This window comes from Nesterenkonia aerolata, from assembly GCF_031470965.1.
In the GTDB taxonomy this organism is placed as follows: domain Bacteria; phylum Actinomycetota; class Actinomycetes; order Actinomycetales; family Micrococcaceae; genus Nesterenkonia; species Nesterenkonia aerolata.
Genome location: NZ_JAVKGR010000003.1, coordinates 41046 through 56205 on the forward strand (window position 1 = coordinate 41046; position 15160 = coordinate 56205).

The 15160-nt window shown below is 66.8% G+C and carries 12 protein-coding genes; 11 read left to right on the forward strand and 1 reads right to left on the reverse strand.

Annotated elements, in window-relative coordinates; translation table 11 throughout:
- Positions 1-61 precede the first annotated feature (61 nt).
- On the forward strand, positions 62-808 hold the full coding sequence (locus RIL96_RS04225; protein ID WP_310547760.1) for a phosphoglyceromutase: 747 nt from the start codon (positions 62-64) through the stop codon (positions 806-808).
- Between the two features lie 96 nt (positions 809-904).
- On the opposite strand, the gene phoU is transcribed toward RIL96_RS04225, so the two are convergent.
- Positions 905-1594, reverse strand: a complete 690-nt coding sequence (gene phoU, locus RIL96_RS04230; protein ID WP_310547761.1) for a phosphate signaling complex protein PhoU — start codon at positions 1592-1594, stop codon at positions 905-907.
- 230 nt (positions 1595-1824) lie between these two features.
- On the opposite strand from phoU, the gene RIL96_RS04235 reads away from it, so the two are divergent.
- The 10 genes from RIL96_RS04235 to RIL96_RS04280 all read left to right on the forward strand — a co-directional run bounded on the left by RIL96_RS04235 (position 1825) and on the right by RIL96_RS04280 (position 15113).
- Positions 1825-3171: a sensor histidine kinase gene (locus tag RIL96_RS04235; RefSeq protein WP_310547762.1), complete on the forward strand. Its 1347-nt coding sequence runs from the start codon at positions 1825-1827 to the stop codon at positions 3169-3171.
- Positions 3168-3848, forward strand: coding sequence for a response regulator (locus RIL96_RS04240; protein WP_310547763.1), 681 nt, complete (start codon positions 3168-3170; stop codon positions 3846-3848). Before RIL96_RS04235 ends, RIL96_RS04240 begins: the two co-directional genes overlap by 4 nt.
- Positions 3849-3969: 121 nt before the next feature.
- Positions 3970-5673 (forward strand): bifunctional phosphoribosylaminoimidazolecarboxamide formyltransferase/IMP cyclohydrolase, encoded by a 1704-nt coding sequence (gene purH / locus RIL96_RS04245; RefSeq protein WP_374761845.1) that lies wholly within the window; start codon positions 3970-3972, stop codon positions 5671-5673.
- Between the two features lie 123 nt (positions 5674-5796).
- Positions 5797-7131: a magnesium transporter gene (gene mgtE / locus RIL96_RS04250; RefSeq protein WP_310547765.1), complete on the forward strand. Its 1335-nt coding sequence runs from the start codon at positions 5797-5799 to the stop codon at positions 7129-7131.
- Positions 7132-7309: 178 nt separating this feature from the next.
- On the forward strand, positions 7310-9532 hold the full coding sequence (locus tag RIL96_RS04255; protein WP_310547766.1) for an NADP-dependent isocitrate dehydrogenase: 2223 nt from the start codon (positions 7310-7312) through the stop codon (positions 9530-9532).
- Between the two features lie 307 nt (positions 9533-9839).
- On the forward strand, positions 9840-10931 hold the full coding sequence (locus RIL96_RS04260; protein ID WP_310547767.1) for an ABC transporter ATP-binding protein: 1092 nt from the start codon (positions 9840-9842) through the stop codon (positions 10929-10931).
- An 82-nt stretch (positions 10932-11013) separates the two neighbouring features.
- Positions 11014-12297: an ABC transporter substrate-binding protein gene (locus RIL96_RS04265; protein ID WP_310547768.1), complete on the forward strand. Its 1284-nt coding sequence runs from the start codon at positions 11014-11016 to the stop codon at positions 12295-12297.
- A gap of 8 nt (positions 12298-12305) precedes the next feature.
- A complete protein-coding gene (locus tag RIL96_RS04270) occupies positions 12306-13193 on the forward strand; it encodes a carbohydrate ABC transporter permease (protein WP_310547769.1) in 888 nt (295 codons plus the stop codon).
- 104 nt (positions 13194-13297) lie between these two features.
- Positions 13298-14092, forward strand: a complete 795-nt coding sequence (locus RIL96_RS04275) for a carbohydrate ABC transporter permease (protein WP_310547770.1) — start codon at positions 13298-13300, stop codon at positions 14090-14092.
- Positions 14093-14195: 103 nt separating this feature from the next.
- Entirely contained in the window at positions 14196-15113 is a 918-nt protein-coding gene (locus tag RIL96_RS04280) for an NAD(P)-dependent oxidoreductase (RefSeq protein ID WP_310547771.1), read from the forward strand.
- The last annotated feature ends 47 nt before the right edge of the window (positions 15114-15160 follow it).

A 15160-nucleotide genomic window follows, 5' to 3' on the forward strand; every position in this document is an offset into this window, starting at 1 on the left:
GCCGTGTGAGACCACCCCGGGGAGACCAGCTTCGGGGACGATCCGGAAGGGATGGTAAGCGATGACCTACGAGCTGATCCTGCTCCGCCACGGGCAGAGCGACTGGAACGAGAAGAACCTGTTCACCGGATGGGTCGATGTGTCCCTGACCGAGAAGGGTCGCGCCGAGGCGGCCCGCGGCGGCCAGCTGCTGGCCGAGCACGGCCTGCTGCCGGACGTGGTGCACACCTCCCTGCTGCAGCGGGCCATCACCACCGCGCACCTCTCCTTGGAGGCCGCCGGTCGGCTGTGGATCCCGGTGCGGCGGAACTGGCGGCTCAACGAGCGCCACTACGGGGCGCTGCAGGGCAAGGACAAGGCCGCCATCCGTGAGGAGTACGGCGAGGAGCAGTTCATGACCTGGCGGCGCTCCTTCGACACGCCGCCGCCGGAGCTCGATGCCGACGACGAGTTCTCCCAGGCCGGTGACCCGCGTTACGCGGAGCTGGGGGAACAGGCCCCGCGCACCGAGTGCCTGAAGGACGTCGTGGAGCGGATGCTGCCGTATTGGGAGTCCTCGGTGGTGCCGGACTTACAGGAGGGCCGGACGGTGCTGCTGGCAGCGCACGGCAACTCGCTGCGCGCGCTGGTCAAGCACCTCGACGGCATCTCCGATGAGGACATCGCTGGCCTGAACATCCCCACCGGCATCCCGCTGCACTACCGGCTGGATGAGGGCCTGTCCCCGCTGAACCCGGGCGGCACTTACCTGGACCCGGACGCCGCGCAGGACGCCATCGCGGCAGTGGCGAACCAGGGACGCCGCTAGCCTGTCATCAGCCTGTCATCAGCCAGGCATCGCGCTGGCCCCTTCAAATACCGATGCAGAGCGGTACCTGAAGGGGCCAGCGGATAGAGAGTGTATTTACTCCACCGGGGAGATCGCTGAGCGGGCCTCGCCCTCGGAGCCGCGGGAGTCCCACTCGCCGGTGACCAGGTAGTGCACCTTCGCGGCCACGGAGACGCCGTGGTCACCGAAGCGCTCGAAGTAGCGGCTGGCCAGCGTGCAGTCGGCCGTGGTCGCCGCGTTGGCCGCCCAGTCGTGGTCGGCGAGGGCGGCGAACACTGAGGCGTGGAGCTCGTTGATCTGCTCGTTCAGCGCGGTGATCTGCGCGACCAGCGCGATGTCACGGGTGCGCAGCAGCTCGGTCAGCCGCTCGGAGATGTCGATGGCGTGCTGGGCCATCTTCTGGAAGGTCGCACGCAGCGGTTCCGGGGTCACCTGGTCCGGGTAGCGCAGGCGCACCAGCTGGGCGATGTGCCGGGCGAGGTCACCCATGCGCTCCAGCGAGGCGCTCATCCGCAGCGCCCCGACCACAGTGCGCAGGTCAGTGGCCACCGGGCCCTGCAGCGCGAGCAGGTCGATCGCCCGCTCGTCGATGTCAGTCTGCATCGCGTCGATTCGACGGTCAGCGGCGATGACTTCCTCCGCCAGCTGGACGTCAGCGGTCTCGAAGGCCTGCCGCGCGTCGGTCATCGCCGTGGTGACATACTGCGAGATCTCCACGAGCAGGTCGCCGACGTTCTGCAGGTCTTCCTGAAAGATCTTGCGCACCGGGCGGTGTCCTTTCGTCGTCGTCGCGCAGCACTTCGGCCGCACGTGAACAGGGTTTCTGGGCAGAACCCTCTAGGGACATCTTGCCAGCCCCGACTGGCTACGATGACGCATCCAGATGAACAGACGGCGAAGTCTGATGTGATCGGCAGGTGAATGGAGGGTGAACCCCAGCCTGCATAGGGGTCCGACGGCGACGCCGAGCCCTCGCTCGTCCTAGAGTGTCTGACGTGGACTCCGTGACGCTGCTGATCATCGTCGGCCTGCTGGGCCTTGTGCTGGGCATGGCCTGCATGTATGCCTTCCGGGTCAGTGAGCGCCAGCGGGCCGCCGGCATCGACGTCGACGAGCCCGCCATCCCCGCCGGTGCCGCGGAGGTGCTGGCCTCCCTGGGGCTGGCCTACATCGTGGTGGACACCGTCGACGGCGTGGTGCGGGCCAATCCTGCGGCCTACGCCTTCGGCCTGGTCCGCGGCCATACGCTGATCCACCGTGAGCTGCTGGAGCTCACCCGCCGGGTGCGCGCCGACGGGGTGATCATCGACCGCGATTACGAACTGCCGCGCGGCCTGCAGGAGGACACCAGCATCGTGGTCAACCTGAGGGTGGCCCCGTTGGGGGATGAGTACATCCTGCTGCTGGCCGATGACCGCACGGATCTCACCCGCACAGAGGCGGTGCGGCACGATTTCGTCGCCAATGTCTCGCATGAGCTCAAGACACCGGTCGGAGCGATCTCTCTGCTGACCGAGACCATCGAGGACGCCGCCGACGACGAAGAGGCCGTCCGGCGTTTCGCCCCCCGGCTGCGCAAGGAGTCGCAGCGGCTGGCCTCGTTGGTCCAGGACATCATCGAACTCTCCCGAGTGCAGGGCAAGAACGTGGTCCACGCCGGTGAGCCCACTGACCTCAACGACGTCATCCATGAGGCCGTGGACCGGGCCCGGCTGCCGGCTGAGGCCAAGCACATCGAACTGCGCGTGGGCGGCTCGCTGCCCCGGCCGGTCCACGGTGACCACGACCAGCTGACGATGGCATTCCGCAACCTGGTGGACAATGCGGTGCGGTATTCGCCGGAGCATACCCGTGTCGGCATCGGGCTGAGCTCCCGCGAGGGCGTTGCGCAGGTGACCATCACGGATCAGGGGATCGGCATCGCCCCGGAGAACCGGGAGCGGGTGTTCGAACGGTTCTATCGGGGCGATTCCGCCAGATCCCGGCAGACTGGAGGGACCGGGCTCGGGTTGAGCATCGTCAAACATGTGGTGACCAATCACGGCGGTGAGGTTCAGCTGTGGTCCCAGGTCGGCAAGGGTTCCACGTTCACGGTCCGTCTGCCGGAGATCGATGAGTCGGTGCTCGTCGCCTCTGTGGACAGCGCCTCAGGCACCGCATCAGGCACTGCATCAGACAGCGCCTCAGGCACCCCATCCGGTGCCGCATCCGGCGCCGGGAGAGACCGCAGCACCCATGATCACAGCGCCCATCACCACACCGCTCAAGACCGCCCTGGACAAGATCACATCGCACAAGATCGCCCCGCTGACCAGCGGACCGCTGAAGGAGGACACGCGTGACCAAGATCCTGCTCGTCGAAGACGAGGCTTCATTCTCCGAGGCCCTGTCATACACGTTGGAGAAGGAGGGGTATGAGGTCACCGTCGCCGAGGACGGTATCAGTGCCGTCGAGCTCTTCGATGAGGAGGGGGCGGATCTGGTCCTGCTGGATCTGATGCTCCCCGGCCAGCCCGGCACTGAGGTGTGCCGGCAGATCCGGCAGCGCTCCACCGTGCCGGTCATCATGCTCACGGCCAAAGACTCGGAGATCGACAAGGTGGTGGGGCTGGAGCTCGGCGCCGATGACTACATCACCAAACCGTATTCATCCCGTGAGCTGCTGGCCCGTGTGCGCGCTGTGCTGCGCCGCGGAGGAGAGAGCGAAGCATTCGACGAAGCCTCTGTGGCCGCCGGTCCGGTCCGCATGGACGTGGAGCGGCACACGGTCGAAGTCGGCGGCGAGTCTGTGGCGCTGCCGCTGAAGGAGTTCGAGCTGCTCGAGATGCTGCTGCGCAATGCCGGCCGTGTGCTCACCCGAGGTCAGCTCATCGACCGCGTCTGGGGCACTGACTACGTCGGCGACACCAAGACCCTCGACGTCCACGTCAAGCGGCTGCGGGCCAAGATCGAGCCCGATCCCTCCAGTCCGAAGCACCTGGTGACAGTGCGCGGCCTGGGGTATAAGTTCGAAGGCTGAGCTGCCCCGGCGGCTACCGGCGACCACCGATCATCACGCAGCCTGCGGTTCGGGGCCTCGCAACGCTCCGATAGACTCGGCGAGGACCGTCTTCACCCAGAGTGCGCCGTCGGCCCGGGGCATGGAAGATCAGGGCACGGCAGATGAGGAGTCAGGTGTGACCACGGAGCACAGTTCCGCACAGGCTGAGCACGTCAGCGCCCAGGAGCGGCATCCGATCCGCCGGGCGCTGATCTCCGTCTACGACAAGACCGGGCTGGAGGATCTCGCCCGCGGGCTGCATGAACACGGCGTGGAGCTGGTCTCCACCGGCTCGACTGCTCGGCGCATCGCCGAGGCCGGCATCCCGGTCACCGAGGTCGCCGAGGTCACTGAGTTCCCGGAATGCCTGGACGGCCGGGTGAAGACCCTGCACCCGCGCATCCATGCCGGCATCCTCGCCGACCGGCGGCGCGAGGAGCACCGGGACCAGCTGAGTCAGCTGGGCATCTCCGCCTTCGACCTCGTGGTCTGCAACCTCTACCCCTTCGCTGACACTGTGGCCTCCGGCGCCTCCGAGGAGGAGATCGTCGAGCAGATCGACATCGGCGGCCCCTCGATGGTGCGGGCCGCGGCAAAGAACCACGCGACGGTGACGGTCGTGGTGGACCCGCTGCGCTACTCCGAAGTGGTCTCGGCCGCCGCTCAGGGCGGTTTCCCGCTGGGCACCCGCCGTCGGCTGGCCGCGCTGGCCTTCGCCCACACCGCCGCCTATGACACCGCTGTGGCCCGCTGGACCACCCAGCAGTTCGACGACGACTTCGACGCCGCGGAAGTGCCGGAGACCACGCACAGCGGCGGGGCGCGTCCGGTGCAGTTCCCGCCCTTCGCCGGGCTCGCCCTGCAGCGGGTCACGGCGCTGCGCTACGGGGAGAACGCACATCAGCCCGCCGCGCTCTACGCCGAGGCACAGGCCTCGGCGGGGATCGCGCAGGCCACGACGCTGCACGGCAAGGCGATGAGCTACAACAACTACGTCGACGCCGACGCCGCCGTGCGCACCGCCTTCGACTTCACCGAACCGGCGGTAGCGATCATCAAGCACGCGAACCCCTGCGGGGTGGCCGTCGGCGCCGATATCGCCGAAGCCCACCGCCGGGCCCACGCCTGTGACCCGCTCTCGGCCTTCGGCGGAGTGATCGCCGCGAACCGGACGCTCACCGCGGAGGCAGCTGCTGAGATCGCCGGGATCTTCACCGAGGTGATCGTCGCCCCTGACTTCGAGCCCGAGGCCTTGAAGATCCTGACGGAGAAGAAGAACGTGCGCCTGCTGCGCCTGCCCGAGGGCCACCGCCGGGATCGGATCGAGTACCAGCAGGTCTCCGGCGGCATGCTGCTGCAGGCCGCCGACGCCATCGACGCCGCCGGTGATGACCCGCAGGCCTGGAAGCTTGCCGCCGGCGCACCGGCCGACGAGGACACCTTCGCAGACCTTGCCTTCGCCTGGCGTGCCGTGCGCGCCGTGAAGTCCAACGCCATCCTGCTGGCCCGGGGCCAGGCCAGCGTCGGCATCGGGATGGGGCAGGTCAACCGTCTGGACTCCTGCCGGCTGGCGGTGGAACGGGCCAATACCTTGGCCGGTGAGGGCGTGGAGCGTGCCCGCGGGGCGGTGGCCGCCTCGGACGCCTTCTTCCCTTTCGCTGACGGCCTGCAGACGCTGATCTCCGCCGGGGTCCGTGCGGTGGTCCAGCCCGGTGGGTCTCAGCGTGATGGTGAGGTCATCGCCGCCGCCGAGGAGGCCGGGCTGACCATGTACCTCACCGGTGCGCGACATTTCTTCCACTGAACTTCTTTTACTGATCCCGATTTCTTTCACTGATCCCGATTTCTGCCACCAGATCCCGCCGATTCTGCCTCTCGCCGCTGTGGACACCCGGCGGCCCCGTAACCTGTGAAGGGGTGATGCCCCGTGTCAGTGAAGCTTGATGAGCTTGCCGATCTGATCCGCGATGAGAAGATCTCTGAGCTGCGCGCCGAGCTGCTGGAGATGCCGGTGGGTGAGGTCGTGGACTTCCTCGAACGCCTGGGGGTCCAGGATCGCGCGGTGACGTTCCGGCTGCTGACCAAGGACGTCGCGGTTGAGGCCTTCGACATGCTGGACCAGGCGCTGCAGTCGGAGATCGTCGACGGTCTCAAGGACGCCGACGTCGCGCATTTCTTCGACTCGCTGGAACCCGATGACCGTGTGCGTCTGATGGACGAGATGCCGGCCTCGGTGGCGCGGAAGATGATGCGCCAGCTCTCTGCGCGCGAACGCAGCCTGACCAACATCGTGCTGGGCTACCCTTCCGGCACGATCGGGCGTCAGATGAGCCCGGAGTTCGTGGCCATCCCGGAGCATTGGACCGTGGAGCAGGCGATGGAGAAGATCCGTCGCGCCGGTGACGACGCCGAGACGCTCTACACCCTGCCGGTGGTTGACCGGCAGCGGCTTCTCGAAGGCGTGGTCTCGCTGCGCTCGCTGATCGCCGCACCGCCGGAGATGCCCATCGCGGAGCTGGTGACCGAGGCCGATTCGGTGGACGCCGATCACGACGCCGAGGACGCGGCTCGCCTCTGTGCCGATCGCAAACACCTGGCGATGCCGGTCACTGACAAAGAGCACCGTGTGGTCGGGATCTTCACCGTCGACGACGCCCTGGACATCCTGGAGCGGGCGGAGTCTGAGGACGCGGCCCGTCACGGTGGTGCCGAGCCGCTGCACCGTCCGTATCTCTCTACCCCGGTGCTGCGGATCATGCGTTCGCGCATCGTCTGGCTGTTCGTGCTGGCAGTCGGGGCCACGCTGACCGTCCAAGTGCTCGACGTCTTCGAGGAGACCCTGGAGTCGAAGGTCGTGCTCAGCCTCTTCGTGCCGCTGCTGATCGGTACCGGCGGCAACACCGGCAACCAGGCGGCGACGACGGTGACCCGTGCGTTGGCGTTGGGCGACGTCTCCCCGCGGGATGCGTTGAAGGTCGCCTGGCGAGAAGTGCGCGTCGGGCTGACGATGGGCTCGGCGCTGGGGGTGCTGGGCTTCACCTTCGCCGGGGCCATCTACGGCTGGGACATCGGCTGGACGATCGGGCTCACGCTCATCGCCATCTGTGTCCTGGCGGCCTCGGTCGGCGGGCTGATGCCGCTGCTGGCGAAGAAGATCGGCGCGGATCCGGCAGTCTTCGCCAACCCGTTCATCTCCACGTTCGTCGATGCCACCGGGCTGATCGTGTACTTCATGATCGCCCGGGCCGTATTGGGCATCTGAGGTGTGGCGCATCTGAGGTGTGACGCATCTCAGGCGTGACCTGAAGCCCGCCGGAGCACTCCGGTAGATTTGTCGTAGGAAGTCCGAGACAGCAGGACCACACAGAGGACCATGCCGCCGCGGTGCGTGATGTGCCGTCAGGCGGTGTCCACCCGAGACCGAGGGAGTCCACACACCGATGACGAAGATCATCTACACCCACACCGATGAAGCCCCGATGCTGGCGACCTATTCGTTCAAGCCGATCCTTGAGGCGTTCACCGCCCCGGCCGGCGTCGAGGTCGAGACCCGTGACATCTCTCTGGCCGGGCGGATCGTCTCCCAGTTCCCGGACTATCTCAGTGAGGATCAGCGGGAGTCCGATGCGCTGGCTGAGCTCGGTGAGCTGGCGAAGGACCCGTCGGCCAACATCGTGAAGCTGCCGAACATCTCCGCCTCGGTGCCGCAGCTGAAGGCCGCGATCGCTGAGCTGCAGTCCCAGGGCTACGCCCTGCCGGACTACCCGGAGTCTCCGGCCACGCAGGAGGAGCAGGATGTCCGGGCCCGCTATGACAAGGTCAAGGGTTCGGCGGTGAACCCCGTGCTGCGCGAGGGCAACTCAGACCGCCGTGCCCCGAAGTCCGTGAAGGCCTATGTGCGGAAGAACCCGCACCGCATGGGCCAGTGGTCCAAGGGGTCCCGCACTGATGTGGCGACGATGGGCGAGCATGACTTCGCCTCCAACGAGCAGTCGGTGGTGCTGGAGAAGGAGGACACCGTCTCGGTGCGGCTGATCGGCTCCTCCGGTGAGACCACTGTGCTCAAGGAGGAGATCGCGTTGCAGGCCGGTGAAGTCCTGGACGCGACGTTCCTGAGCGCGAAGGCCCTGGACGAGTTTCTCGCCGTGCAGATCGCCCGCGCGAAGGAGGAGGACATCCTGTTCTCCGCCCACCTGAAGGCCACGATGATGAAGGTCTCGGACCCGATCATCTTCGGCCACATCGTCAAGGCCTACTTCCCGACGCTGTTCGAGAAGTACGGTGAGCAGCTGGCCGAGGCCGGGCTGTCGGCCGATGACGGGCTGGCCGGGATCCTCAAGGGTGCCGAGCAGCTCGGCGATGACGTCCGGGAGGGGATCGCTGCGGAGATCCGCCGTGCCCAGGAGGACGGGCCGCGGCTGTCGATGGTGAACTCGCAGAAGGGGATCACTGGCCTGCACGTGCCCTCCGACGTCATCATCGATGCCTCCATGCCGGCGATGATCCGCAACGGCGGACACCTGTGGGGCCCCTCAGACGAGGAGGACGACACGCTGGCCGTCATCCCGGACTCCTCCTACGCGGGTGTCTACCAGGCTGTCATCGATGACTGCCGGGTCAACGGCGCCTATGACCCCACCCAGCTGGGGACGGTGCCGAACGTGGGTCTGATGGCGAAGAAGGCCGAGGAGTACGGCTCCCATGACAAGACCTTCCAGATCCCCGAGGACGGCACTGTGCAGGTGGTGGACTCCTCCGGTGCCGTGCTGATGGAGCACCAGGTCGAGGCCGGGGACATCTGGCGGGCCTGCCAGACCAAGGATGAGCCGATCCGCGACTGGGTGAAGCTGGCCGTCTCCCGGGCCCGGGAGACCGGCGTCCCGGCGGTCTTCTGGCTCGACGCGGAGCGCGCGCACGACGCCAACCTGATCGCGAAGGTGGAGCAGTACCTGCAGGACCACGACACCGACGGGCTCGAGCTGCTCATCAAGTCCCCGGTGGAGGCGACCAAGCACGCCGTGGAGCGCATCCGCCGCGGTGAGGACACGATCTCCGTCACCGGGAACGTGCTGCGTGACTACCTGACCGATCTCTTCCCGATCCTGGAGCTGGGCACCTCGGCGAAGATGCTCTCCATCGTGCCGCTGATCAACGGTGGCGGGCTGTTCGAGACCGGTGCCGGCGGGTCCGCGCCGAAGCACGTGGAGCAGCTGCTGGAGGAGGACTACCTGCGCTGGGATTCGCTGGGCGAGTTCTTCGCGATGGTCCCTTCCCTGGAGAAGTACGCCGAGCAGGCCCAGGCTCCCCGGGCGAAGGTCCTGGCCTCAGCCCTGGACCGGGCGACGGCGACGTTCCTCATGGAGAACCGCTCCCCGGGACGTAAGCTCGGCACGATCGACAACCGCGGCTCGCACTTCTACCTGGCCCTGTACTGGGCCCAGGAGTTGGCCTCCCAGACCGAGGACGCGGATCTGGCTGAGGTCTTCACCCCGATCGCCCAGGCGCTGACCGAAGGCGAGGAGAAGATCGTCGAGGAGCTGCTCGGCGTCCAGGGCCGCTCAGTGGACATCGGCGGCTACTACCGCCCCGATGACGCCAAGGCTGGTGAGGTCATGCGCCCCTCCGCCACACTCAACGCCATTCTGGAGAATCTGAAGAGCTAAGCGCCGGCAGCGCGCGACGAGGCATCCCGCCTCGAACGTCTCCTCTCATCGTCCCGCTGGGTGGGGGAGGGGAACGTTCGAGGCGGGATGTCGTCGTCTGTGTGTGATGTGTCGCCGCTGCGGGTTACCCTCGGCGCCCGTCATGGCCGTCACTGTGATCAACCTGACCTGCTCACTGGCCCGTCACTTGCTGGACACCTTCTAGACCCTGTCCTGTCATCACTGTCATGAATACTCGGCCGGGTTGTTCGCATAGACGGGCTCGCAGGGTGCGCGGGCCCGCGGGGTGAGACGAGGAGGCGTGCCGGTGGCAGAGGTCAGTCTGCAGGGTGTGGGGAAGGCGTTCCCGGGGCGGCGGGGCCAGGTCACCGAGGTTCTCAGCGGCATCGACGCCACCATCGGCAGCGGGGAGTTCCTCGCGATCCTGGGTGCTTCCGGCTGCGGAAAGTCCACGCTGCTGCGCATGATCTCGGGCCTCGAATCGGTGACTGAAGGGGCCATCGCCATCGACGGTCAAGATGTCACCGGCGTGGCACCGGAGAAGCGCGAATTGGCGATGGTCTTTCAGAACTACGCGCTCTTCCCCCATCTGGACGTCGCGCAGAACATCACCTTCGGACTCCAGGCACGCCGTGCTGATAAGGATCTGCGCCGCCAGCGCCTTCAGGAGACCTCCGCGCTGCTGGGCCTCGACGAGCTGCTCGACCGCCGCCCGGCCCAGCTCTCCGGTGGGCAGCGCCAGCGGGTCGCGCTGGGCCGGGCTCTGGTCAGCGGCCACCGGCTGATCCTCATGGACGAACCGCTTTCGAACCTGGATGCCAAGCTGCGCGCGGAGATGCGCACGGAGATCAAGCGCATCCAACGGCAGCTGGATCTTACGATCATCTACGTGACCCACGATCAGGTCGAAGCGATGACCATGGCCGACCGCGTCCTGATGCTCGCCGGAGGCCGGATCGAGCAGCTGGACACGCCCGCCGAGCTCTACCGGGCGCCGGCCACTACGACGGTCGGCCGGTTCATCGGATCTCCGCCGATGAACATCATCGCCCTCCGTGACGAGTTCCGCGAGTTCGCTCCCCAGCAGATCCGCGAGGACGGGGGCTCACTGGGGGTCCGGCCCGAGTCGGTGCTCGTCGAACCCGAGGCGACGTCTGCCCGCGCTGATGACTCCCGGCTGGCCCTGGGCCGGGCCACTGTGCTGGTCAATGAGCTCCTGGGCGCGGACCGCATCATCGCCGCCGAGCTCTCCGACGGCACCAGAGTCGTTGCCAGAGTCCACCCTGATCACGGTGCGGCCGCCGATGACACGGTGCTGCTGAGCGCACCGGCAGAGGCTGCCCATTGGTACTGCCGCGCTGAGGGCCGGCGGATCACCCAGGCCGTGGCTGCCGCGTGATGAGCGGCACCTGCCGCTGATCAGACACCGAACAATCCACCCACCACCACTGAATACGCCGAGAATCCACGAGGGGATCACTATGCTGCATCGTCGTCATCTGAGCATCGTCGCGGGCCTGTCCGCCCTGGGGCTGGCCCTGTCCAGCTGCGGGGGAGGGGCAGAGGACGGGGACCAGGTCTCCATCGACTTCTACTACCCGATCGCCGTGGGCGGACCTCTGGAGGAGACCATCGACGGCTACATCGAGCAGTTCGAGGAGGAGAACTCGCATATCGACGTCACGGCCGTGTACTCCGGGGACTATGATCAGACGCTGGCTTCGGTGCAGTCTGCGAGCCAGGCCGGGAACATGCCGGCACTGTCTGTGCTGCTGAGCACGGACCTGCTGACGCTCGACGATTCAGACCTCATCCGTCCCATCGGGGAGATCACCGACGACGAGGACTGGCTCAACAGCTTCGAGGAGGCCTTCATGGTCAACTCGACCCTGCCCGACGGCACCGTGGCCTCCATCCCGTTCCAGCGCTCGACGATCGTCATGTACTGGAACAAGGAGCTCTTCGAGGAGGCTGGACTCGATCCCGAGACCGCTCCGGAGACCTGGGACGAGATGGTGGAGTTCGGCCAGCAGGTCCAGCAGGACGGCGGCGCCCAGTGGGGTGTCCAGATCCCCTCCACCGGCCACGCCATCTGGATGCTTGAGGCGATGGCCATCCAGAACGGCGTCGTCCTCGACGACGAGACCGGCACCGAGACCCACTTCGACGAAGACGGTGTTGTCACCGCCCTGGAGAACTGGGTGGAGCTGAAGGAGGAGGGCATCGAACCCGAGGGCCTGGTGGACTGGGGCAACCTGCCCAACGAGTTCGCCAACGGTGACACCGGGATCGTCTGGACCACCACGGGCAACCTCACCAACATCCGGGAGAACGCGGACTTCGACTTCGGAGTCGCGCCCCTGCCGACGCAGGAGCAGCCCGGTTCGCCCACCGGAGGCGGCAACCTCTATGTGATGGAGGGCCTCTCGGAGGAGGAAGAGGAGGCGGCGGTGGAGCTGGCGCAGTTCCTCTCGTCGCCGGAGATCCAGGCTGACTGGGGTGTCGCCTCGGGTTATGTGGCCACCCGTGAGGACGCCTGGGAGACCGAGCCGCTGGCCGAGTACGTCGAGGACTTCCCGCAGGCTGAGGTCGCGAAGGACCAGCTGCCTGATGCCGAGCGCGAGTTCGGCACCTTCCGCAGGCAGGAGGTCGGAGATTTCGCCACCAATGCTGTGCAGTCGGCACTCTCCGACGGCGCCGACCCGCGCGCTGAACTGGAGGAGGCCCAGGAGCAGGCAGATTCGACCCTCGACGAGTACCGCTGAGTCCCGGCATGGCTGAGGGTGCGCAGATGACCGGTGACCGGCGGGGCCGGGCAGATGCCCTGTTCTCATATGCCGCATTGGCCCCGGCGTTCATCATCCTGCTGGGTTTCACGGTGCTGCCGTTTCTGATGTCGGCCTACACCAGTCTCACCTCACGAGGCGGGGAGCTGACCACGGCGAACTTTCAGAGGATGCTCGATGACGGGGTCTTCCACCAGGCGCTGACGAACAACCTGGTCTACACGGCGGTCACCGTGCCGAGCACGATCCTGGTCTCGCTCGGCTTGGCGATCCTCGGAGCCAAGGTGGTCCGTGCCAAAGCTCTGGCGCGAGTGGCCTACCTGGCCCCGGCGGTGCTGCCGATCGTTGCGGCGGGGTCGATCTGGGTGTACTTCTACCAGCCGAACTTCGGTGTGCTCAATGGGATCGCCGGTTTCCTGGGGCTGCCGACGCTGAACTGGTTGGGCTCCAGTGCCACGGCGCTGCCGGCGATGATGGTCGTGGCGGTGTGGCAGCAGGCGGGTCTCTTTGTCCTGTTCTACTTGGCGGCACTGCTGGCCCAGGATCCGCAGCTGCGTGAGGCGGCCCGTGTGGAGGGCACCAGTGCGTGGACGTTCTTCCGGCGGGTGACCTGGCCGTTGCTGATGCCGACCACGCTGTTCGTCGGTGTGGTGGCCACAGCCAACTCGTTCAAACAGGTCGATCTCGTCTTCGTGATGACTCAGGGCGGCCCGCACGATTCGACGAACCTGCTGCTGTACTACGTCTGGCAGACCGGATTCGGGCAGTTCCGTCCGGAGTATTCAGCCGCCATCACCGTGGTGCTGGTGACGATCCTGCTGCTGGTCGCGGTGATCCAGATCCGGCTGCTCGACCGGCGTATCCACTATCGCTGAGCGGCGAGGAGAGGCGAAAGTGTGCAGGTCGTCGTGGGGACGGCAGGAATGGGATGGCATGAGCGCGGTGGCGGTAGTCAGGAGAACGTGGTGAGGAGGACGTGATGAGCCAGAGGCTGATGGTGCTGATGGCCTGGATCATGGCGCTGGTGTGGGTGTTCCCGCTGCTGCTGGTGCTGATCATGGCCTTTCGCGAATCGCCGACGGATCTCTCCCCGTGGAGCGGCTGGACCGTCGAGAACGTGATCCGGGTGTGGTCCGCCGCCCCGTTCGATATGTACTACCGGAACTCGGCGGTGCTGGTGATCGGTCTGACCGCCGCGCAGATCACCTGCGGTGTGCTCGCGGCCTATGCGTTCGCGCGGTTCCGCTTCCCGGGCAAGGACTTCCTCTTCGTGCTGGTTCTCGCCCAGCTGGTGATCTACCCGGAGATCATGCTCGCGGAGAACTTCCGCATGATCGCCCGGCTGGGGCTCGACGACACCCTCCTCGGCGTCGGTATTCCGTATGCGGCCAGTGCCTTTGCGATCTTCCTGCTGCGCCAGTCGTTCCTCACAGTGCCGAAGGAGCTCGTCGAGGCCGCGGAGATGGAGGGAATGGGGCGGTTGCGCGTGCTCTGGCATGTCTACATCCCGCTCTGCCGTTCGACGATCGTCGCCTTTGCTATGGTCTCCGTCTCCTTCCACTGGAACAACTTCCTGTGGCCGCTGATCGCGACCCGGACGACGGACTCACGGCCGGTGACCGTCGGGGTGGTGCGTTTCATGGCCCCGGAGTCCGGGATCGACTATGCCTCGCTGACGGCGGGCACGTTCATCATCGTGATGCCGCTGCTGATCTTCTTCGTCGCCGCGCAGAAGCAGTTCGTCCAGAGCTTCATGCGCTCAGGGATCAAATAGGTACCGGAGAGCCGCGCACCTGCCCTGAGGTTCCTGCGCCTTTCTCGGGGTGAGTCTCGTAGGATGGTGGCCAGCTGAGACGTATCGCACGGACGGAGGGGCCATGACGAACCGTATCCATCTTCTGCCCGAGGGGGAGGAGAAGCTCGTCGAGGGCCTGCTGAGTCAGGGTGCCGAACTCGTCGGCGTGGACCAGGATCCCACGGGGATCGTCCTGACCAAGATGTTCGCGGATCTGAACCTCGCTGATGTCCTGCGGCGGAATCCGCAGGTCGAATGGGTGCAGCTGCCCAGCGCCGGCATCGAGGCCTATTCGGAGACGATGCGGGAGCATCCGCAGATCACCTGGACCTCCGCCAAGGGAGCCTACGCGGCACCTGTGGGGGAGCATGGGCTGGTGCTCACCCTGGCGGCGTTGAGGCATCTCAAGCAGCGTGCCCGTGCGACCAGCTGGGGCACAGAGGGCGGCGTCTCGCTCAACGGTCTGCGCTGCGTCGTCGTCGGGGCCGGCGGTGTGGCCGCGGAGATCGTCCGGCTGTATAAGGCCTTCGACACCCATGTCACCGTGGTCCGGCGCACCCCCACGCCGCTCGACGGGGCCGATGAGACGGTCGGCCAAGACCGCCTCGACGAGGTGCTCGAGGGGGCGGACGTACTGGCCTTGGCTGCGGCCGTCACCGATGCCACCCGGCATATGATCGGTGCCCGCCAGCTGGAACTGCTCGCCGAGGGAGCCGTCGTCGCCAATGTGGGCCGCGGAGCCCTCATCGACCAGGACGCCCTGTTGGAGGCGCTGCGTTCGGGGCATCTGCGCGGTGCGGGTCTCGACGTCACCACCCCCGAGCCGCTGCCGGAGGAGAGCCCGCTCTGGGCGCAGGAGAACTGCCTGATCACCCCGCACACCGCGGACACCACGGAGATGGTCGTCCCGCTGCTGCGCGAACGCATCCTGGAGAACCATCGGCGCCTGCGCCAGGGGCGTACACCGATCGGCATCGCCGACCCCGAGCACGGGTACTGACGCCCCGCGCCACCGCCGGTCGGCATCGGGTTCGCAGCCTGCCGGGC

Bases quoted from the DNA above. Each gene is read 5' to 3' on its own strand.
- RIL96_RS04225 (WP_310547760.1), top strand. From the start codon at position 62: ATGACCTACGAGCTGATCCTGCTCCGCCACGGGCAGAGCGACTGGAAC.
- purH (WP_374761845.1), top strand. From the start codon at position 3,970: ATGGAAGATCAGGGCACGGCAGATGAGGAGTCAGGTGTGACCACGGAG.
- RIL96_RS04255 (WP_310547766.1), top strand. From the start codon at position 7,310: ATGACGAAGATCATCTACACCCACACCGATGAAGCCCCGATGCTGGCG.
- RIL96_RS04265 (WP_310547768.1), top strand. From the start codon at position 11,014: ATGCTGCATCGTCGTCATCTGAGCATCGTCGCGGGCCTGTCCGCCCTG.
- RIL96_RS04270 (WP_310547769.1), top strand. From the start codon at position 12,306: ATGGCTGAGGGTGCGCAGATGACCGGTGACCGGCGGGGCCGGGCAGAT.
- RIL96_RS04275 (WP_310547770.1), top strand. From the start codon at position 13,298: ATGAGCCAGAGGCTGATGGTGCTGATGGCCTGGATCATGGCGCTGGTG.
- RIL96_RS04280 (WP_310547771.1), top strand. From the start codon at position 14,196: ATGACGAACCGTATCCATCTTCTGCCCGAGGGGGAGGAGAAGCTCGTC.